Annotated in this window: 22 protein-coding genes and 1 pseudogene; 12 read left to right on the top strand and 11 right to left on the bottom strand. The window is 55.1% G+C overall.

The features are described from left to right. Nucleotides 1–95 precede the first annotated feature (95 nt). Nucleotides 96–941, bottom strand: coding sequence for a methyltransferase (locus B0E33_RS30500; protein ID WP_077294790.1), 846 nt, complete (start codon nt 939–941; stop codon nt 96–98). A 3-nt stretch (nt 942–944) separates the two neighbouring features. Beyond that, on the bottom strand, nt 945–1400 hold the full coding sequence (locus B0E33_RS30505; RefSeq protein ID WP_077294793.1) for a DUF3846 domain-containing protein: 456 nt from the start codon (nt 1398–1400) through the stop codon (nt 945–947). 644 nt (nt 1401–2044) lie between these two features. Here B0E33_RS30505 and B0E33_RS30515 point away from each other — a divergent pair. Next, the gene (locus B0E33_RS30515) at nt 2045–2497 is read left to right on the top strand and encodes a Ros/MucR family transcriptional regulator (protein ID WP_062492117.1); all 453 of its coding nucleotides are present in this window, start codon (nt 2045–2047) and stop codon (nt 2495–2497) included. 14 nt (nt 2498–2511) lie between these two features. Here B0E33_RS30515 and B0E33_RS30520 read toward each other — a convergent pair whose 3' ends face one another. The 5 genes from B0E33_RS30520 to B0E33_RS31060 all read right to left on the bottom strand — a co-directional run bounded on the left by B0E33_RS30520 (nt 2512) and on the right by B0E33_RS31060 (nt 4554). Continuing rightward, the gene (locus B0E33_RS30520; RefSeq protein WP_077294796.1) at nt 2512–2871 is read right to left on the bottom strand and encodes a hypothetical protein; all 360 of its coding nucleotides are present in this window, start codon (nt 2869–2871) and stop codon (nt 2512–2514) included. An 88-nt stretch (nt 2872–2959) separates the two neighbouring features. Continuing rightward, the gene (locus B0E33_RS30525) at nt 2960–3193 is read right to left on the bottom strand and encodes a hypothetical protein (RefSeq protein WP_077294799.1); all 234 of its coding nucleotides are present in this window, start codon (nt 3191–3193) and stop codon (nt 2960–2962) included. Between the two features lie 14 nt (nt 3194–3207). After that, nucleotides 3208–3657, bottom strand: a complete 450-nt coding sequence (locus B0E33_RS30530; RefSeq protein WP_062492111.1) for a hypothetical protein — start codon at nt 3655–3657, stop codon at nt 3208–3210. Next, nucleotides 3629–3883, bottom strand: coding sequence for a type II toxin-antitoxin system Phd/YefM family antitoxin (locus tag B0E33_RS30535; RefSeq protein ID WP_077294868.1), 255 nt, complete (start codon nt 3881–3883; stop codon nt 3629–3631). The genes B0E33_RS30530 and B0E33_RS30535 overlap by 29 nt, the downstream gene beginning before the upstream one ends. Nucleotides 3884–4272: 389 nt before the next feature. Continuing rightward, nucleotides 4273–4554, bottom strand: coding sequence for a hypothetical protein (locus tag B0E33_RS31060; protein ID WP_062492108.1), 282 nt, complete (start codon nt 4552–4554; stop codon nt 4273–4275). A 206-nt stretch (nt 4555–4760) separates the two neighbouring features. Here B0E33_RS31060 and B0E33_RS30545 point away from each other — a divergent pair. The 5 genes and pseudogenes from B0E33_RS30545 to B0E33_RS30565 form a co-directional block, all read left to right on the top strand. Next, nucleotides 4761–5162 (top strand): annotated as a pseudogene (locus tag B0E33_RS30545) (ATPase, T2SS/T4P/T4SS family); the annotation flags it as partial. Beyond that, nucleotides 5152–5511, top strand: coding sequence for a TrbC/VirB2 family protein (locus tag B0E33_RS30550; protein WP_077294805.1), 360 nt, complete (start codon nt 5152–5154; stop codon nt 5509–5511). The pseudogene B0E33_RS30545 and the gene B0E33_RS30550, both read left to right, overlap by 11 nt. Then, nucleotides 5504–5800: a conjugal transfer protein TrbD gene (locus B0E33_RS30555; RefSeq protein ID WP_062492104.1), complete on the top strand. Its 297-nt coding sequence runs from the start codon at nt 5504–5506 to the stop codon at nt 5798–5800. Before B0E33_RS30550 ends, B0E33_RS30555 begins: the two co-directional genes overlap by 8 nt. Continuing rightward, a complete protein-coding gene (locus B0E33_RS30560; protein ID WP_416384135.1) occupies nt 5752–6324 on the top strand; it encodes a CbtA family protein in 573 nt (190 codons plus the stop codon). Before B0E33_RS30555 ends, B0E33_RS30560 begins: the two co-directional genes overlap by 49 nt. A 77-nt stretch (nt 6325–6401) precedes the next feature. Next, nucleotides 6402–6926, top strand: a complete 525-nt coding sequence (locus B0E33_RS30565) for a hypothetical protein (RefSeq protein ID WP_062492102.1) — start codon at nt 6402–6404, stop codon at nt 6924–6926. Nucleotides 6927–6928: 2 nt separating this feature from the next. On the opposite strand, the gene B0E33_RS30570 is transcribed toward B0E33_RS30565, so the two are convergent. After that, nucleotides 6929–7324 (bottom strand): DUF1636 family protein, encoded by a 396-nt coding sequence (locus B0E33_RS30570; protein WP_322853571.1) that lies wholly within the window; start codon nt 7322–7324, stop codon nt 6929–6931. A gap of 465 nt (nt 7325–7789) precedes the next feature. Here B0E33_RS30570 and B0E33_RS30575 point away from each other — a divergent pair, with 465 nt between their 5' ends. Further along, nucleotides 7790–8443 (top strand): DsbA family protein, encoded by a 654-nt coding sequence (locus B0E33_RS30575; RefSeq protein WP_062492099.1) that lies wholly within the window; start codon nt 7790–7792, stop codon nt 8441–8443. 135 nt (nt 8444–8578) lie between these two features. Further along, a complete protein-coding gene (locus tag B0E33_RS30580) occupies nt 8579–10582 on the top strand; it encodes a M23 family metallopeptidase (RefSeq protein ID WP_077294811.1) in 2004 nt (667 codons plus the stop codon). Between the two features lie 287 nt (nt 10583–10869). Here B0E33_RS30580 and B0E33_RS30585 read toward each other — a convergent pair whose 3' ends face one another. Together B0E33_RS30585 and mntR are read right to left on the bottom strand one after the other, a co-directional pair. Beyond that, nucleotides 10870–11724 carry a phosphatase PAP2 family protein gene (locus B0E33_RS30585; protein WP_228148169.1) on the bottom strand — a complete coding sequence of 285 codons (855 nt, stop codon included), beginning with the start codon at nt 11722–11724 and terminating at the stop codon, nt 10870–10872. A gap of 369 nt (nt 11725–12093) precedes the next feature. Next, entirely contained in the window at nt 12094–12549 is a 456-nt protein-coding gene (mntR, locus tag B0E33_RS30590) for a manganese-binding transcriptional regulator MntR (RefSeq protein WP_062492097.1), read from the bottom strand. Nucleotides 12550–12668: 119 nt separating this feature from the next. Between mntR and B0E33_RS30595 the strand changes: the two genes are divergently transcribed. From B0E33_RS30595 to phnE, 4 genes are read left to right on the top strand one after another with little or no spacing between them, the layout of a single operon-like run. Then, nucleotides 12669–14522: a cytochrome c peroxidase gene (locus B0E33_RS30595; RefSeq protein ID WP_077294814.1), complete on the top strand. Its 1854-nt coding sequence runs from the start codon at nt 12669–12671 to the stop codon at nt 14520–14522. Further along, nucleotides 14522–15379, top strand: a complete 858-nt coding sequence (locus tag B0E33_RS30600) for a phosphate/phosphite/phosphonate ABC transporter substrate-binding protein (RefSeq protein ID WP_062492093.1) — start codon at nt 14522–14524, stop codon at nt 15377–15379. Before B0E33_RS30595 ends, B0E33_RS30600 begins: the two co-directional genes overlap by 1 nt. Further along, a complete protein-coding gene (locus B0E33_RS30605) occupies nt 15376–16146 on the top strand; it encodes a phosphonate ABC transporter ATP-binding protein (RefSeq protein WP_077294817.1) in 771 nt (256 codons plus the stop codon). The genes B0E33_RS30600 and B0E33_RS30605 overlap by 4 nt, the downstream gene beginning before the upstream one ends. Beyond that, complete coding sequence (gene phnE, locus B0E33_RS30610) at nt 16146–16889, top strand: phosphonate ABC transporter, permease protein PhnE (protein ID WP_062492091.1); 744 nt, start codon at nt 16146–16148, stop codon at nt 16887–16889. Before B0E33_RS30605 ends, phnE begins: the two co-directional genes overlap by 1 nt. A 164-nt stretch (nt 16890–17053) precedes the next feature. Here phnE and B0E33_RS30615 read toward each other — a convergent pair whose 3' ends face one another. After that, nucleotides 17054–17671, bottom strand: coding sequence for a transglutaminase-like cysteine peptidase (locus B0E33_RS30615; protein ID WP_077294874.1), 618 nt, complete (start codon nt 17669–17671; stop codon nt 17054–17056). Nucleotides 17672–18194 lie beyond the last annotated feature (523 nt).

The following is an 18194-nucleotide window of genomic DNA, read 5'->3' on the forward strand; positions in this document are numbered from 1 at the left end:
CGGCAATTCTTCGACTATGGAAACTGTGTGCGTGCCGCCGAGGCCGGAATCAATGTCATAGACTTTGACTTTTCGTATCGGTCCCATGGTTCCCCTCACAGCAACGCAAGTTGTTCGGCTGGGCGAAGTGGGACGACCGGGACCGGCAGGGCGCTTAGGCGCTCCTGCACCTGACCTTGCCGGGCGCGATCCTGGGCAAACTCGTAGCAGGCAATTTCGCAAATGATCGAGGTATCCTTCCAATCGTCCCTGTACATCGAGGTATCGACGCCCGCGCCTTCATACATGTGGAACCCTGACAACTTCTGATATTCAGCCGCAGGACCGGTTTCAACCCTCTGAAAGCATTGCGCGCCGGAATATCGGAAGGCGGCGGACGCTTGCGGGACGATGAATGCGCCCCGATTGGCCAGTTCGGCCGCGATGTCGATCACGTGAAACTCAAACTGGCGGCCACGATAGCGCGGTCCATTGCCGGCGCGCTTCGCGGCACCGAACGGCGGATTGGACACGGCCACGTCAAAACGCTCTCCACCAAGCTCCCTTTGCCAGTCCCTCCAGTCAAAGACATCGGCGCAGATCCAACGAGCCTCCGGCAGCAGCTTTCTGCCCACCTCGACATATCGGGGATTCAGCTCAACGCATGTCAGGTCCGGGCAATTGTCGGCCCATTTCGCGCGGTGGTGCAGGAAGTAGGACAGGATTCCGATCCCGGCGCAAAGATCGATGACGCGGCTGCCAGCGCCCCCGGCATCGATGGAGAAGTCTGCAGCCAGCCCCCAGGGCGTAAAGAACGCCCCGGATGCTCCGTTGATGTGGTTCGCGCCTTCGTGCCAGTTCTGAAACACGAAGTCTTTTTCGTCTTCGCTCAAGCGATCCTTGGTCAGGACCGCCTCGGCCTCCGCGTGGGCCTTGCGCTGCGATTTGGTGAGTTTCGCCATGGCTTAAAACTCCCCATCTACAACGATGATGGGTTCGCTCTTGTTCATGCGAATATTCAAACCTGTCAGGCCGATTCCGATCAGGTCCGGGCCTTCGAAGTTGGTCAATTCAGGATCCATCACAGGCCGGTAAACCGTGATCAGCTCCGCGATCTCCTCGACGGTCATGCGAGGCTCGGCAATGTCTCCGTGCTCATCCCTGCCCACGATGACAAGGTTTCCGGCAAACGGATTTGGAAAGTCCTTGAGGCGAACGATTGTATGAAGACCGTCTGTCAGGCCGTTGTCGTCCACGAAGACATCGTGATTGTCATCGAGGCGGGCGACATCGAAAAAGCTGCACTTGATGCGCTGTTTGACTTCCGCAATGTAGTTTGCCCGGCTTAGGGAGATATTGGCCATTGCCCCGAAAAAGGCATCGTAAAAATAGGCCGTGACGAACTCGGATTTGTTGGTCATAGAGCGATCCCTCAACCTGCGAGGCCGACACAGCAAGCGACCAGCCCGAAGCTGAACAGGCTCACGCTGACAAGCGCGCAGAATTCTTTGATAAACATCTATTTCTCTCCTTCTTCCCGTGGAACGCGGGTTCTGTCCCCGAAAGGGCAGGAGCCCGGCTCCTGCTCCTGAGACCTCGGCGGCGAGAGTGTGGGGGAGGGGGACAAGGGGAAAAAACGGAGGGGGATCGCCCACCGGGACGGCCAGGTGTGGATCCGCGGGCCCGGCCGGCACGCGGATCTGCGCCTGGTCCTGCACGAGGGAGCGACGCCGGCGTGCCGGCTGCGTGAGTGAGGAAGGATGGGGAGACCGATTTTTGCCCTTGGTGGGGGAGGGGGAGCGGCGTTTCCCCTCTCCCGGCAGGGGTGTGATGACCGCCTGCAGGGCGGCCTATTTGAGGATGGCAAGCGGAGTGCGCAGGGCGACGCCCGGAGGTGGGAGGATCGTCACCGGATGGCCGAGACGGGCGCTTGCGCCTGGCTCGGGGAGCGCAGCGACTAGAGCCGTGCCCAAAGGGTGCCGCCCGAACCTATTTACTTAGTAGTATAACGAGCCTAAGAACGGTTCTTCACTTACATTTAGGTAATTGGCGAAAAGGAATTCTTATGTCCGAAGCTGCTCAAAACGACATCTCTCTTGAGCCTGATTTCGTTGATCTGACGGCGGACATAGTTTCGGCCTATGTGAGCAACAATACGGTCGCCTCGGGCGATCTGCCGGCGCTGATCGCAACCGTTCACGCGGCGCTGTCATCCACCGTTCAAGAAGCTTCGGAGCCTGTTGTTGAAGAGCTGAAACCTGCGGTTCCGATCAAAAAGTCCGTGACCAACGATCACATTATCTGCCTGGAAGACGGCAAGAAGTTCAAATCCCTGAAGCGGCATCTGCGGACCCACTACGACCTGACGCCGGAAGAGTATCGAGCAAAGTGGGACTTGCCGACGGACTATCCGATGGTCGCGCCGAGTTATGCGGCTGCCCGATCCGAGCTTGCGAGAAAGATGGGCCTGGGCCAGAAGAGCGCACGGAAGACAAGAAAGCCCCGTTCCAAAACTTGAGGATCCAAACGGCTTCAATCGCTGCCGGCTTCGGGTTCGCTGGCGCTGTCCCGCAAAACTCGAATTCCATGCCGCAACAGCGTCCGATCCTTGGGGCTGTCGATCATCACCGTTCGGAAAGCGTCGTGTCCAATTGATATCTTTTGCGTCGCAACCAAAAGCTCAAGTGGCTGTTTTCCTTCGCGGTCCCAGGTTTCGACCCGGAAATGTAAGCCTCGAACGAATGGGTCGGAGTCGGTAATGAGCATGCGATCGGCAACCAAAACGGCGGTTTCCGGGGAAAGCAGTACTGGTTTCTGTTTGCCGATAGCTTGTTCCAGGATCATGCGAGCAAGCTGATCGACGCTTGCCCACTTTCTGCGGTATTCAGCCATTAATCAGTTGCTCGGTCGCGTGATGGATCGATCACATAGAATGTTCTCTTTTTGTTCCTGTGGCAATTCAAATTGTAGGCCGTCCCATCTAGCTGTCGCTGCTCGTCAGGCCAGTCAGAGATTTGAGCTCCCTCGCAAGCGTTCGAAGTTCATCCTTATGGTCCCGGACCCATTCGAGAGTCCGGAGGGCGCATTTGAGCCGGAGAATGTGTTCCTCCTCCTCGCTGGCCATATGGCCGCGCAGGCTCGAAAACCGTTGTTCGCGCTTTTCAAGAACATCGCGGATTTCATCGATCTGGGCGTAAATGGACCGTTCCGGCACGACAGCTCCTCCAATTATCGTTCTCGTTGAACGAATTGGAGCCGCTTGGCGCGGATCGCCTCGGCGAGCTTTTTCAGGATTTGCCCGACAAAGGCGTGGCTGAATTTTCCATAGGATATCGTCAGCGGGTCATAGCTGATCGGTTCGACATGAAAAGATCCGGGCAGAATGTCCGTATTGGCCTCATCGAGGAGGATCCAGCAGGGGGCGTCACCCTTGAGTTTCAGGCGTTTGCGTTCGGTTTCCGGAACGCGCAAGCACAAGCGGCCGACGCCGGGATCTTTCGTTGTGAGGGGAAACAAAACCACGTCGCCGCTCTTGGACGTCAATGGAACGACAACGCATGCCGGCCTTGCCTTTCGGCCTTGTTCCTCGCCTTTTGCGTTTTCTCTTGACCAAAGGAAGCTATAGGAGATGACAAGACCGGTTTCCGGATCAATCATCTGTGCCTGTTCCTTGCTCATATTGGTCTGCCAAGGCCAGAAGCCCGTCCTCGACGTCGGCAGGCATCGTCTCCAGCGTCACGGCTTTGCGGGGATCCTTGGTGCCCTGCAAACGCTCATAATCTTCGAATGCCATGAGAACGAATCTCGGTTTGCGGTGATGGGTGATGCAGACGGGTTCCCGCCTGGCTGCATCAGTTACGTCGCCGACGTGTTTGTTGAGATCGGCGGTCGTGAAAGTTCGCATCGGAAACTCCCTTAAAATCCAAATTTTATTGATAATATGGATATTCTGGAATTTCAAGATGTGAGGCACAGTCGTGCAGATATGAATCAGCTCTATGTTTGAGGGCATGGCGTTGATTTCCCGCCAGACAACGCCATACCGGTACAACACTGAAGCACAGGGCGGAAACAAAAAGCCTCCGGGCGTTCCGGAGGCTTAGCGGGGACTGATGATTTTTCGAGGAAAATCAGGCTTTATTGTTGTGTTGATTGTCGTCCAGACAACTTAAGAATGGCTTTAAGGCCATTCGTCAGAGCAGGGAAGAAAGCCCGCACGGGCTTGCCGCTAAACAGAACCGATTGCCGGCCGCTCGATGCGGCTGGCAATCGGCCCCCGCCGCGCCGACCTGGTTAGTGGCGCCAATTACGACGGCCATATTTGCGCCCGTCGATGATGATGCGGTCCTGCTGATCGATGGGCGTTCGGGCGTGGCAGAGGACTCCGGCTTCATCAAGGCGGTAAACGACGCAATCGGAATCCCCGAGTGCATAGACCACAAAGCACCACGGGCCTTTCCCGTCTTCGCGATCCTGAAACCATCCGTTCATGTTCCGGCACTGCCAACGCCCGGCCCACCATGTGGCTCCGGGCTGTCCTTTGTCTGTGCGCTGGAAGAGTTCAAGCTGAAGCATGATCCTGTCCCGTGAGCTTTCGTTGGAAAGGGAAGCCGGTCGCGGGAGGAGAGGCCCGCGACCGGCGACGGCTGATTATTCAGCCGCCACGGGAAGAGTTTCGACGTTGCCCATGTCGTCGTCGGTTTGCTGCTCATGTGTGGGCATGCCGCAGCGGATCGGTTCGGGCAGCCAATCCTTATCTTTGAGGGCTTTCTGGGCGAAGGCTGGACATGCAGCGGCTTTTGAAATCGACCATGCGCTTGCGTCCCGACAGGATCATTGTCGGCGAAGTCCGCGATGGCGCAGCGCTGACGCTGCTCAAGGCATGGAACACGGGCCACCCGGGCGGCATCGCCACGGTTCACTCCGACAATGCCTTCACCGCACTGACGCGCCTTGAACAGTTGATCGCGGAAGTCTCTCAGCAGCCAATGCCCCAAGTCATCGCGGAAGCGGTTGACCTCATTGTCTCGATCGAGCGCTCCCCCGAACACGGGCGCATCGTTCGGGACATCGTAACTGTGTCCGGCTTTCGGGACGGCACGTATGACGTTCGCTCAGCCGTTGCATCTCAGTTCCTCAACAAAAATTCCAACGACAGACAAGGGACTCTTCATGTCGCGTAATTTTGTATTTCTTCTCTTTCTCGCCGGTGCAGGACCGTACCTAATTGAACCAGCCTTTGCCTCTGGTGGTGGTTCGCTTCCCTGGGAAGGTCCGCTTCAACAGATCCAGGCCTCCATCAACGGTCCTGTCGCTGGCGCCGTTGGCCTGATCGCGGTTGCGATCGCCGGCGCAATGTTGATCTTCGGCGGCGAACTTAACGACTTTGCCCGTCGTCTCGCCTACGTCGTTCTAGTTCTCGGCGTGCTGCTCGGCGCGTCCACCATCGTCGGCCTGTTCGGATCCTCCGGCGCCTCCATCGGAATTGCTCCGGAAGGGAACACGGCAATCGTGGAACCGGCTCGTGACTGATGCGCCGGGCCTCAACAGAGCGCGGGTTCACCGCGCTCTTTCACGCCCGACACTGTTGTTCGGAGCAGACCGGGAGCTGGTGCTCGTGACCGGTCTTGCCTCGGTCATTCTGATTTTCGTGATCCTGAAGCCCTATGCCGCTGTGCTCGGCGTGGCGATCTGGATCGTGGTCGTTGGCGTGCTGCGGATGATGGCCAAGGCAGACCCTCTGATGCGCGCTGTCTATCTGCGGCACGTCAAATACCGCGCCTACTACCGGCCGACATCCACGCCCTGGCGGAAATACTGAACATGGTTGCCCTCAAAAGATTCCGGCACGTCGCGCCATCCTTTTCCGACCTGCTCCCTTATGCCTTCATTCTGCTCGCCGGCATGGCAATTGCCGAAATGCGCGGTGCGGTTATAACGGGTCGCAACGGCCTGCTCTGGGGCGTTGCAGGGTTTGTCGCGTTCCACTTCGCGCCCGGATTCAGCCTAGCTCCCGAAGTGCCCGGCGTCGCGGCGGCGGATGTTTTTGCCCGGCAGATTTGGTGGTGGGCCACCGTCCTTACCGCAGGCGCCGGATTGTGGCTGATCGCATTCGGCCGTAACTGGGTGGCCTGGGGCGCAGCAGCAATGCTGCTGCTGGCACCACACGTGATCGGCGCGCCAGAGCCGGACACCTTCACCGGCCCAGTTCCGACCGAGATCGGGGCAATGTTTGCCAGCCGTGCCTTTGGCGTCGGAATGGCAGCCTGGCTTCTGCTTGGTTGTTTTGCAGGTTTTTTCTGGCAGCGCGAGAGGGCGAGGGTCGGCGCAACGCAGGCGGCCTGATCCGGAATCTAAATCATAACCGACCGGGCGAAACATCTCGTTTTGCCCGGTTTCTTTTTAAGGAAACCTGAAACCCCATGGAACGCTCTCTCGCACTCTTCGCCATCGGGCTGGTCTTTGGCGGAGGCATCGGCTTTGTTGTTGCCGCAAGCAATGGTGTCGCACTTGACGGTCACGACCACTCATCAGCCAGCGATCACCAGATGCAGACCACATCAGTGCAGCTCAGAACTAATCATTCCGGCCAAACCGCTGGCCACGACCACAACAGGACCACCTCAGTACCTGGCGGTCCCGATGCACCGTCCTTGAAAATCAGTGTCTCGCAGGATCCGGTTAGCGGCTACAATCTCCATATCATGACAGAAAATTTCACCTTTGCGCCCGAGCGGGCTGGCTTGGATCATGTGTTGGGCGAGGGCCATGCTCACGTATATGTAAATGGCGTGAAAGTCGCGCGGCACTACAGTGCATGGCTCCACCTGCCGACTCTTCCAAAAGGTGATGCGACGGTTGAGGTTACGCTCAATTCCAACGATCACCGCATGCTTGCTGTCGAGACGGAACCGCTCAAGGCTGCGGTAACTGTGAACGTGAAATAGGCTTATAGCGCCGGAATGCGCGCTCTGAGGCAGAACCGGAGACGTCCACATGGTCGGGCGTCTTCGATCCAGCCTTTGTCCGCTGCCAGAAAGTTTCCGGCCGTCGAGACGATATCGGCAATGTCGTCCGGAAAGATAACACCGGAAAAAAGGTATGCCGCTCTACCAACTCCCTGAAACGCAACCGTAATTGGCTGCTCGCAGGCCCCCATGCATTCAATCTGTGTAACTTCCATTGCCATTCCTGCCTCGTTCAATGATCGACGCAATGCATCCAGATCTGGCGGAGGGTCGCTTTTGCATGTACTGCAAACGATAATACGGTTCATTCGGTCACCTTTGCCGGCAGTGGTGGCACAGCACTGCGAAAGCGTACAAAGCAACACATTTTTTGTCATTCGGATTAAGTCGTATTGTGTTCGACAAATTTATTCTTCCAATTGAGAAATCACTTGAATCTATAGTGGCTAGAGGGTGTATACGCCTGACGAATTAAGAAATCCGACTCAGGCACATCTTTTGGCCAAATCGCAATCTCGTAAATACCCGGCTACAGGTAACGGCTATAAGTTTGCCCATTCTGCTGACCTCGACGGGCCTGCGCGCGCGCTCTGGCTATTGTTCCATGATCCGGCCTATGTATCCAAAAGTTGCCTGCCGGAAGCAACTGCTCTGAAAGTAGCAGTTAGGGATGACTGTCAAGTTCCTACAGACGATCTAGCGACTAAGCGTCATCACTGGCCTCATTTTGCTCTGGAACAGCACGACCAAAAGATCTTCAGAACCATAATCTCAATGCTAGCAAGGCTGGCAATAGTACTTGAGCCAAATCTGCCGGCCTCATCTCTGAAGGTTTCCCGCAAATGAACAACAAATCAATTGTTCTCTCAGTGGCTGTATTTGGGCTGATACTGCTCAGCGTTGCGGCCTGGTTTTTCGTTCGTCCGATGTTTATGAGAGCAGCGATTCCAACCGAACAGACACTGGCGGTGTTGAGGCCTCATTCGCCCATTATTGGGCCTGAGGACGCACCTGTTACTATCGTCGAGTTTTTTGATCCTACTTGCGAAGCCTGTCGCAAGATTTATCCGGTTGTTAGGGATATCATGGCTGAGTATGGCGATACAGTGCGCCTGGCGATTCGCTACGTGGCCTTTGAAGGCAAGGGATCAGTGGAAGCGATCCGAGTACTGGAAGTTGCGCGGAAACAAGGGGTGTTTCAACCCGTGTTAGAGGCACTTTTGCGCGACCAGAAAAGATGGGCCAAAGACGGAGCGCCAGAACAAGAACTCATCATTCAGATATCAACGGAGGCCGGCCTCGATCCAGAAGCTGCGCGAACTCAGATGCTGGAACCCATTATAGCTGCAACGATTAACCAGGACCGCGCCGATGCTGAAGTCTTAGGCGTAACCCAGACGCCCACGTTTTTCGTTAACGGCCGGTCCGTCAATTCGTTTGGCGAGGCGGAACTGAGGGCTTTGGTGAACGAAGAGGTGGCCGCTTCGCGGAAGTAACCAACAGCAAACAGGGAACAGGGAACAGGGAACAGGGAACAGGATCTGTTTGAGGGGCGATGGCAATCTAATGGCATCGCGCTGCACAAACGAATTTGATCCGCAGATTAGTTGCCTAACATCGGACAGATTGCAATGCACTTTGGCGCTACCGCAAACGCCCAGTCCTCAAAAATCGAACTCGGTCAAGAACCGCCGCTGCTTGGTTACGAAGGGTTGTATGGCATGCCGGACCGGCGAGGGGTTTCACTGCGCTGGTTCGCTGGTTCAGCACTCACTGGTGTCACATCCCTGTTCTTGATGGGCGGCGCGCTATTCGCTGCCTTTGATGGCCAATACGAAGTTGAAAGGGCGAAATCCTCGAGTGCTTTATTGAATGAGTTGTCGATCTCGAACAACGGTTACAGCAAAGAAGACAGGGTTCTGCGATCGGCGACTGAATATTCCAGCAAGCAATTAATAGATGTGAATATTGTCTCCCGTGAGGGCGACAGAGATAACATTCGCGCTCAACCACATATTTTCATCAGCGCTACGCTTGCTACCAAGAAAGACCCGTCGCTTGCATCTCAAATTCCGGCCTTCAGTACGCTGAACATATTTTCTAGGAGTGCGGAGAAAGAAGCGACAGGGGCAACCGAGGGAGTTGCAACTTCTCTTCTTGCCGACTCGCTGTACGGTGCGAAATTGGCCAATGATGTCAGTATAAGCCTTACACCATTTCCATCATCGAACACGGATTTCGATTTGGACAAGACGTTGTCAGAATCGGAAATTGAATTGAAAGTTCGCAAATTTATCCGGACCCGTTCGGTGGATGCAACTAACATGGGTTATGAAGCAGTGATTGATCCAGGGCGTTTCGACTTCAATTTGGCGCTTCAGCCAGATTTGGAGCGCTATGCGGTTCGGATAACGCCGGAAAACGTTTCTTTCGTGTCAAAACGCGATGACGATATTCGGTTAGCCGGAATGGATGAAAGCATTGTGCCAGTGGCTCAGGGGCAAAACCTTACGGGGACCCTCCTAAATCAGCAGGTTCCAGAAGTAGAAGCTGCATCGATCACACTTGCGTTTCAGCGATTGTATGGAATCTCCAAACTTGAAGACGGACAACGACTCCGAATAGCGTACGCGCCCTCACAGGACGATCCGGAGCGAAAGCTGCCCGTGCGCATCAGTCTGTATAGCGATACGAAACACGAAGCGACCGTTGCCCAATCAGACGGCGGCGATTACATCAAAGCCCGGCCGCCTAGCACCTTTCCAGCAGCAGCCTTTGCTGACGCGGATCGTGTCTCCCATAGCGGGCCAACGCCAGCGCTATACGATAGTCTTTATCAAACTGCACTTGAGCAAGACATACCAAAAAACATTGTAAATGAACTTGTTCGCATGTTTTCCTTTAGCATCGATTTCAATGCCTCGACTAGGCCTGGTGCTACCATAGAGCTTCTATATTCCAGAGATGACCGTAACTTCGGATCTGAGATCCACTTTGCTGCGCTGAGCAATGGCAAGACAACGCTGGAATTTTACCGTTTCCGGACGCCTGACGATGGAGCTACTGACTTTTACGATGCGTTCGGCCAAAGCGCAGAGAAGTTCCTGATCAGGAAACCGATTGATGGTGGCAGGTTCCGATCCGGCTTCGGCATGCGTCGGCATCCCGTCTACAAATATTCAAGAATGCATAAGGGAGTGGACTGGTCTGCTCCGCGCGGGACACCGATCATGGCAGCTGGAGATGGTACCGTGATAAAGGCAGGTTGGAGTTCCGGCTATGGGAAGCGAATTGAACTTCAACACACCAATGGATACACGACCACCTACAATCATCAGACCGGATTTGCCAAAGGCATAAAGGAAGGTGTTCGCGTCAAACAGGGACAGATCATCGGCTATGTTGGCTCGACTGGACTTTCAACAGGACCTCACCTTCACTTCGAGATGCTAGCTAATGGCCAACCTTTGGATCCAATGCGAGCCAGGCTTCCAGAAGGACGCGTGCTCGATAGAGAAATGCGTGAAAGATTTGAGTCCGAACGAAGTGCGCTCGACAACTTATTACGTGACGCCCGTAGGCCCCGAATTTTGCAACATGACTACAATGAGGAAGCGTTCAATCAAGCAATCTGATGTTGAACTAAAAAGAGGTGTTTCTTAGAGGTTGTTCGATCCTTTTCATTACACTAAGGCCACCGCAAGTGTGCGTTACCATTTGGAACCGTGCCGCCGGTAAAGCCAGCCGGGTCTGCAACACGTATACTGAGTGCTTGTTAGCCAGATCCAAAATATCCTTCTGCCGCGTCGTTTGCCGCAGTGCATAATATCGGAAGTCTTTGGCTGCAAATCTCCTCCGGCATGAAATCAGCGCCCATAGGATCAAACTCGGGGAAACGAAAGGCCGTTCCATAAAACTGTGCTTACCGTCGCCTTAGTCTTTGAAAACTCAGTTGCAGAAATCTTCCAAGAGCTGTCATCCATTCGTCCAACGAACGATCACTCACAATCGGCCGCGTTCTTTGAAAGAACAGATGAAAGACTGCGAGAATGAGTAGCAGCGTTACGCCCCAGGAAATTAATGTGTCAGAAAGGAAGTGACCGCCGAATGCGATTCTGTTGGATGACAGGATGAAGCAAAGCGGCAGCACCAATAGCAGCATCGCTTTGCGCCACGTAGCGGGAACTAGAAAGGCGACTGAAGTCAACCAAATGGCGGAAGACGCTTCTCCAGAGACGAAAGAACAGTTTCGGTCACAATAGTCAGTGACTTTCCAGACAGTTTGATAGGGTAGGTCTCCGCCGAACTCAGCCACATGTTGCGGTCTCGGGCGACCCCAATTGTCCTTCAAGATCAAATTTACGAGCACGCCGGGGCCAAGAACCAGAGTCGACAGCAGAAACAAGGGTTGGCGGAGTGGCATGAGCGGTGGACGATCGGGGATAAGCAACTTCAGAACGAACACAGCAACACAAGTAGTCGCAACCACCTGAACGAGAAATATGCCGAGATACCTTACGTCTCTGAGAAACGCCATGTTCTTCGCCCAGAAACCGAAAACTTCTGAATAAAACAATCCGGTCGACCAAATATCGGCACCGGGAAAGATAAAGAAAAACAGCGACACGGCACAGACATACAACCCGACCGAAATCATCGGATGTGAAACACAGGAGTCGGTCAGCTTTTTTAGAATCGGCTTCCGGCCGTTTTCATTAGGAACTTTGTTCTTCATCGCCGCCATTTTGAACGAATTTCGAGGACTGATCCTGAGCATCTAGAAGGTGTCCGAGGTGTTTCACAGGTGTCAAAATGCCGCCAGCTCGAACAAACCGGAGACGTGTTCAAGCCAACGTTCTGGGTTAACCGTCAACCTGTTGTTGGATGCCTAAATCCGGTTCATTCGAAGGTCGATTGCTCGCGCTGGCCTTCTTCCTTGGAGCTGATCTTGCTTCGCCAGCTGTACAACTTGCGATTAGAGTTTCTGGCCGATCAAGGATAAGTCGCTGCACGACCCACAGCGGGGTTTCATTTAGTTTTGCGGCTTCGCGTTGAGTGCACAGGTTGGTCCCATTCCACTCAATATGCTCTTTGCTGGGTTTAGAAGATTGATTTGACGAAAAGTTGCCGCCAACTCGAGCGGTGCTCAGTCGGCGCCGGACGCGTTTCTTTTCACGAAATCCTGAAACACTTTCAGCGTCTCTTCGCTGACATGATGCTCGATACCTTCCGCGTCTTGCTCGGCCACTTCCGCGGAAATTCCTAGTGTAATCAGGAAATCGACGACAATCCTGTGCCGCTTGCGGCAGGCTTCCGCCAGTTGGCGGCCCGCCTCGGTCAAGCGGATATCGCGGTAGCGCTCCTGAAGGATAAGTCCTTCTCGCTTCAGCCTAGCAAGATTTTTCGATACCGTCGGCTGCGCAACACCGAGCCGCTCGGCAATTTCGACCGGACGCGCAGACCCGTTCAGGTGAATCAGTTCCGCGATGAGTTCCACATAGTCCTCGACCATTTCACTCTGGTGCGCGGTGCGCACAGCCTCGAACCCGCTGGCCTGTTCATCGACACTTCTATCGGACACCTTGGGTGAAGGACCGGTCATGAATGGAACACATCCTCTTTGTTTTCATTGTGATTGTGTATGCCGCGAAATTTGCCGCTTGACAATGTGTTAGATTACCCTAAGAAAATTTGCCAAAGCTAAACTTAATAGGCGTAGCTATGAAAACTCTCCTTGCCAGCGCGGTGATCTGCCTTGTTCCGGTCATCGCGCAAGCCACCGCAATCAAAGAAGCCCTCTGGGCTCCACGTGCAGCCGCCTATCGGCACACCTTGTTTCTGGGAAACCTTTCCCCAGTCCCCTGGGAGAAAATCGAAGCCAGCTGGAACCGTGCCGTTCCAGGCAGCTCACTTCCGGATGCCGCGGTTTCCCGGGCAAGTGACGAGGAAGCCGCTGCTCTTAACAGTGCTCTTCAGGTGCAGGACAGGCAGGCGCTGTTTGAAGCGGCAACGGTCATCGTTGCTCAGGGGATACTGCGTCACCTGGAAAATGCGGATGCCGGGCTCGGAACTCCGGAAGCAGCCACTGAGTTGGCCAAGGCCGAAACGCTTTACCGCGCCTTTGAAGATGCTATTCGCACCGTCGATGAGCCTGCCGCTCGCCAGCTTGGCAGGGCATGGCTCATCCTGAACTCGTCCCTAGGCAGTGGCGGCGTTCTGGGCCAAGGCGGACAGGAAAGCAACAAGTCAGAATTCGCAAACGCCCGCAAAGATGTTTCCGATTACATTCGTACCAACTACCTGCCGGCAGAATTTGCAACCCGTGACAAGCTGGCTCCTGTTCCGGAAACGGTTTTCCTTTCTGGACAGGAAGTGAAACTGCCTGCAACATTGCCTCCGGGATCAAACATCGCCGATCAAAGCGAGCTGCCGCGCCTTATTCTTCAACTCGAGGAAGCCGGTGAAGACGAAGCCAACCTGCCGCTTGTCGCTTATGGCGACATGCTGTTTGACAGTCCTGAGATCTTCGGCGGTCCTGCGCAGGAACTCGGGATTGCCTGTTCCACCTGCCATAACAGATCCGACATCAACAGGGAGTTCTTCATTCCGGGCCTCAGCTATCGCCCCGGGGGAATGGATGTCGACGGTGCCTTCTTCAATCCGATGTTCAATGACCGGAAGGACGATCACCTCGATACGCCGTCGATGCGCGGTATACGGTTCACCGCGCCTTATGGCCGTGACGGACGCGAACCCAGTCTGCGCCGTTTCATCCGCAACGTGATCGTTACCGAATTTGCCGGCAAGGAGCCGACCCCGTTCCAGCTTGATGCGCTAGTCGCCTATGTCCGTGAGTTCGACTGGCTGCCGAATCCGCAAATCGACCGGGCAGGCCGGTTGACCGACAAGGCCTCCGACGCGGCAAAGCAGGGTGAAGCCATCTTCAACACTGATTTTCCAGGACTGAACGGCAAGTCCTGCGCGTCCTGCCACACGCCGGATCAGAATTTCACCGATGGACTGACACACGATATCGGCAGCTCGGAGCCACCCTTCCCCGGAGGCACGGCTACCGCCTTCGAAACGCCAACGCTGCGCAACATTAACTTCACCGCCCCCTATATGCATGATGGTTCGCTGCCGACGCTGGCCAGCGTTGTGGATTGGTTCAACGACACCAGGAATCTTGGGTTGGACGAAGAGCAACGAGCAGACCTGACGGCGTATCTGGAAGCCATCGGCGATGGCGAAGAGCCCTATCAGCGCTTTGAAGGCCGTGACAGTGTCTTCCGCCTGTCCTGGGAAGAGCTGACTACTTTCGCGTCAACCCTGGACACTCTTCTGCCCGCCCGCGATGTCCAGAATATCGCGTTGCTCATCGATACGGTTGCGCCGGATCTTGCAGCCGACGCCAGCGTGATGACCAATCAGGCGGCAAAATCCGAAATCTATGAACTCAGCGCCATCCTGAGGGCCGTGGGCGATGCCAGCGCTGAAGGTGACTGGGGCGACGCGGAACAGCAATGGCAAAAGTTCAAGACCATGCAGGCCGCAATTGACGAGAGGATGTTTTGATGCTGAACCGCCGTACGTTCTTGGCCGCTGCCTCCGCCAGCTTCGTCCTGCCGGCTTTTGCCGCCGAGGAGGGTCTGACCTTGGCCTTCATACCGCAGGAGAACCCGGAAAAGCTTCTGGGAGATATCAAAGTCATCACCGGCTGGCTTTCGGAGCAAATGAGCGTCCCCGTCACCGGTTTCGTCACTTTTGACCATGCAGCCGCCGTCGAGGCGCTTCGAAACGGCGATGCTGACATTTCCTTCATGGGCGCCCTGCCATTTGTTCTCGCGGAAGATCAGCTCGGAGCGGTACCGCTTTTGTCGGAAGTCTACCGGGGTCAGCCCAGCTACTCCGGACGAGTCTTCGTCCGCAAGGACAGCGGCATTGAAACCCTTGCCGATCTCAAGGGGCGTGACATTGCCTTCGCAGACCCTGTATCGGAATCCGGTTATATCTATCCGCTGGATCTGTTTGTCCGCGAGGGCCTGATTGCCGATGCGGCGGATGCCGACAGCTTCTTCGGCAGGAAATTCTTTGCCGGTGGATACCAGCAGGCGATGCAGGCCATGGCAAACGGATTGGTCGATGCCTCCGGAGCGAGCCAATATGCGGACCTCTTTTTAACACCGGACCAGCAGGCAGAAGTCAGGGTTCTGGCGGAATCGGAACAGATCCCGAGTCATGCGGTCATTGCACGCCCCGGCCTTGATGCCGGATTGCAGGCAAAGTTCGTTAAGGTGATGCTCAGCCTGAACGATCCGGAAAACCGCTACCTGCTGGCCTATCTCTACGGCCCGGACGGTTACGTTACCGCCGACCCGGAAGTCTATGAAGGCGTTCGCGAAACCGCGCGGCGCTATGGTTTCCTGAAATGAGTGTTGCCGCCGCCCTTTGCGATGTTACGCATCAGTTCGATGAGCATCCAGCCCTGTCGAATATCTCCCTGACCCTGAAGGAAGGAGAGACCGTTGCGTTTCTGGGGCCGTCAGGGGCGGGAAAGTCAACCCTGCTGGCACTTCTCGACGGGCGGTTGCGGAACTGGCGCGGTACGGCAGAAGTTCTGGAGACACCTTACTCGGCGACAGCACGTCCCCCGAGAGATGCAAGATCGGAGGTAGGCTTCATTTTCCAGGAATTCGCGCTGGTTGACCGGTTGAGCGTTTACCAGAACGTGATGAACGGAAGGCTTGGCCGGATGCGGACCTGGCAATCGCTCTGGAGCCGCTTCGGTGAACGCGATCACCTTGTCGTCTCCGGTGTTCTGGAGGATACCGGATTGACCGATCTGGCCGCGCGCCGCGCGGACAAACTCTCCGGCGGACAACGGCAACGCACCGCCATCGCCCGGTGTCTGGCCCAGGAACCGAAACTGATCCTGGCAGACGAACCGGTCAGCAATCTCGACCCGGCCAATGCCGAGAAAATTCTCGGCCTGATTACAGGTGCTGCCCGCAAACGCGGCATCACCGTCGTCTTCAGCTCGCATCAGCCGGAGCTGTCACAGCGTTTCGCCGATCGCATCATCGGCCTGCGCGACGGCAAACTGCTCTTCGACCGGCCTTCGGGGCAGGTAAGCGCTGCCGATATTTCGGAGCTTTATCATGGCGCGTCTCCGAGCGCCGAACTGCGTGTGGTGAGTTGATGTCGCGCACCGTGACCTGGCTTGTGCTGGCCGCTGCCATCTTGTGGTCACTGGGAAGCGCAGATATGGGATTGGAAAAGCTCCCCGGCGCAAAGGCGCGCCTGGGCGAATTTTTCGGCCGGATGCTGCCGCCAGACATGTCCATTTGGCCGGAAGTTTTGCAAGGTCTGGCGGAGACCCTGCGCATTGCCATTCTGGGAACTTTCTTCGCCGTCCTGTTTTCCGTCGTTCTTGGCATTTTGGCAGCGGAAACACTGGTTCCGCCGGCAATCTGGCGGCCCGTCCGATCGCTGCTTGCGATCGTGCGGGCAATTCCGCTGATCCTGGTTGCCATGCTGATGGTCGGTGCAGTCGGCCTTGGACCGTTGCCCGGTATCCTGGCAGTGACATTTCACGCAACGGGCATGCTGGCGAAATTTTACGCAGAGGCGATCGATACCGTCTCGCCCGAACCGGTGAAGGCACTGGAAAGCGCGGGCGCCAACAGATTACAGCAACTGCGCTGGGGGATCTGGCCGCAAATGGCGCCGCTGGTTCTGCGCGATACCGTCTTCCGGTTCGAACTGAATTTGCGCGAGAGCCTGATCCTCGGCGTCGTCGGCGCAGGCGGCATCGGTCTATATATTCAGACCTACGTCCGCTCGTTTCAGTACGACAAGGCAGCGACGGTGACGCTGGCGATCATCATTCTTGTGCTGCTATCAGAAGCCGTGAACACCGCTTTGCAGAAACGCTTCTCCTGATTAGATGTGCAGCTTTTCGAACTGATCATGATGTCCAAAGAAGCTGCGACCCTAAAAACGCAACTAATTCCGAAGCCTAATCAGCGGGCTCCTTCCTCACTGTTCTGCGCATCAATTAAGACCGCGGTCCCAGAGGAAGGCTCCAGGACGTCTAGAGTAAACCGTTACTTCCTTGGTACGCTGGCAACAGTGGTCACGCGGGCGTCGTCAATCCCGGTCCAAAGCGCGGCGGAATACGGAGATTGACGTTTAATGTATCGGTACGGCGTCGAATACCAAGGCAGAACTGTTTCAGCTTGGTTGTCCAATATCATGTCCCCGTAGTCCGTGCGGACTGTCAGCACAGCATGACCACCATTCTGGAGGTCCTTTGCGACGGTGATTAGCAGAGTGCTGCGCGGCCATCCCGCATTTAGAAGCTCTCGTTGCTTTTCAAGGACATATTCCTCACAATCTCCATATCCGTCGTCTGGGTAGGTCCAATACTCTGGTTTGCCATAGAGATCGTCATCGGTCATTGGCCGAACACGACGATTTACATCCGTGTTAATCGCGAGCAATTCCTGCCATCTTTCTTCCGTAAATTTTACGACGACCGGCTCATAGCGTTCATTTGAACAAGCACCAATGTTGTCTCGGCAAAACTGTACGTATCCGATGGGTGCTTTGACGTCTTGTTTCATGTCCATAAAGCGCCCGGGATCGGCTGACGCAGACGCGGAAGAAGTTACCAACAATGCCAGAAAAGTTGTTGGCAGAAGTATATTTTGTAGTCTTTTCATCCCAAAGCCCTCCCTTAAGGCTGGCTTCACGATGTCATCTTGAATTTTATTTTAATAAAAGCTTCTCAGTAAGTATTGAGCCAAATAAAAAGAAATATAAACTAATATTTGAATTACATTTTACTATAATTCTAATTAGACTTGTCTAAAATTTTATCTTTCTCCTGCAACAAACTGATATGCTTACATTTCTTCCGTTGATGGTCCTTGAATTAAATAAAGGAGGATTTGGCGTGCACCCTGACAATCAAGAGCTTAAAAAGAAATCCAGAAGGCAATTCAGGTGAATATTTCGGCAAGTTTTTTGAAGGCAGAGCAACCCATTGATTGGATCGCCGCGACCAAACGAGGTTCCACAGCATACGTCCAACAACTACAGGCGGCCTGATCCCGCTCGTGACAATTCAACCTTTTTGAGAATGGCCTTACGGCCGAAAAAGACGGCCCTCGCAGAGGGCCTCTCACTGCTACCTTGGAAAAACAATCCAACACAGTTCCAACGTCGTATGTACAGTACCGATAT

Source organism: Roseibium algicola (assembly GCF_001999245.1).
GTDB classification, from domain to species: Bacteria; Pseudomonadota; Alphaproteobacteria; order Rhizobiales; family Stappiaceae; genus Roseibium; species Roseibium algicola.

Bases quoted from the DNA above. Each gene is read 5' to 3' on its own strand.
- B0E33_RS30500 (WP_077294790.1), bottom strand. From the start codon at position 941: ATGGCGAAACTCACCAAATCGCAGCGCAAGGCCCACGCGGAGGCCGAG.
- B0E33_RS30505 (WP_077294793.1), bottom strand. From the start codon at position 1,400: ATGACCAACAAATCCGAGTTCGTCACGGCCTATTTTTACGATGCCTTT.
- B0E33_RS30515 (WP_062492117.1), top strand. From the start codon at position 2,045: ATGTCCGAAGCTGCTCAAAACGACATCTCTCTTGAGCCTGATTTCGTT.
- B0E33_RS30520 (WP_077294796.1), bottom strand. From the start codon at position 2,871: ATGGCTGAATACCGCAGAAAGTGGGCAAGCGTCGATCAGCTTGCTCGC.
- B0E33_RS30530 (WP_062492111.1), bottom strand. From the start codon at position 3,657: ATGAGCAAGGAACAGGCACAGATGATTGATCCGGAAACCGGTCTTGTC.
- B0E33_RS30535 (WP_077294868.1), bottom strand. From the start codon at position 3,883: ATGCGAACTTTCACGACCGCCGATCTCAACAAACACGTCGGCGACGTA.
- B0E33_RS31060 (WP_062492108.1), bottom strand. From the start codon at position 4,554: ATGCTTCAGCTTGAACTCTTCCAGCGCACAGACAAAGGACAGCCCGGA.
- B0E33_RS30550 (WP_077294805.1), top strand. From the start codon at position 5,152: ATGTCGCGTAATTTTGTATTTCTTCTCTTTCTCGCCGGTGCAGGACCG.
- B0E33_RS30565 (WP_062492102.1), top strand. From the start codon at position 6,402: ATGGAACGCTCTCTCGCACTCTTCGCCATCGGGCTGGTCTTTGGCGGA.
- B0E33_RS30570 (WP_322853571.1), bottom strand. From the start codon at position 7,324: ATGACAAAAAATGTGTTGCTTTGTACGCTTTCGCAGTGCTGTGCCACC.
- B0E33_RS30575 (WP_062492099.1), top strand. From the start codon at position 7,790: ATGAACAACAAATCAATTGTTCTCTCAGTGGCTGTATTTGGGCTGATA.
- B0E33_RS30580 (WP_077294811.1), top strand. From the start codon at position 8,579: ATGCACTTTGGCGCTACCGCAAACGCCCAGTCCTCAAAAATCGAACTC.
- B0E33_RS30585 (WP_228148169.1), bottom strand. From the start codon at position 11,724: ATGCTCAGGATCAGTCCTCGAAATTCGTTCAAAATGGCGGCGATGAAG.
- mntR (WP_062492097.1), bottom strand. From the start codon at position 12,549: ATGACCGGTCCTTCACCCAAGGTGTCCGATAGAAGTGTCGATGAACAG.
- B0E33_RS30595 (WP_077294814.1), top strand. From the start codon at position 12,669: ATGAAAACTCTCCTTGCCAGCGCGGTGATCTGCCTTGTTCCGGTCATC.
- B0E33_RS30600 (WP_062492093.1), top strand. From the start codon at position 14,522: ATGCTGAACCGCCGTACGTTCTTGGCCGCTGCCTCCGCCAGCTTCGTC.
- B0E33_RS30605 (WP_077294817.1), top strand. From the start codon at position 15,376: ATGAGTGTTGCCGCCGCCCTTTGCGATGTTACGCATCAGTTCGATGAG.
- phnE (WP_062492091.1), top strand. From the start codon at position 16,146: ATGTCGCGCACCGTGACCTGGCTTGTGCTGGCCGCTGCCATCTTGTGG.
- B0E33_RS30615 (WP_077294874.1), bottom strand. From the start codon at position 17,671: ATGAAAAGACTACAAAATATACTTCTGCCAACAACTTTTCTGGCATTG.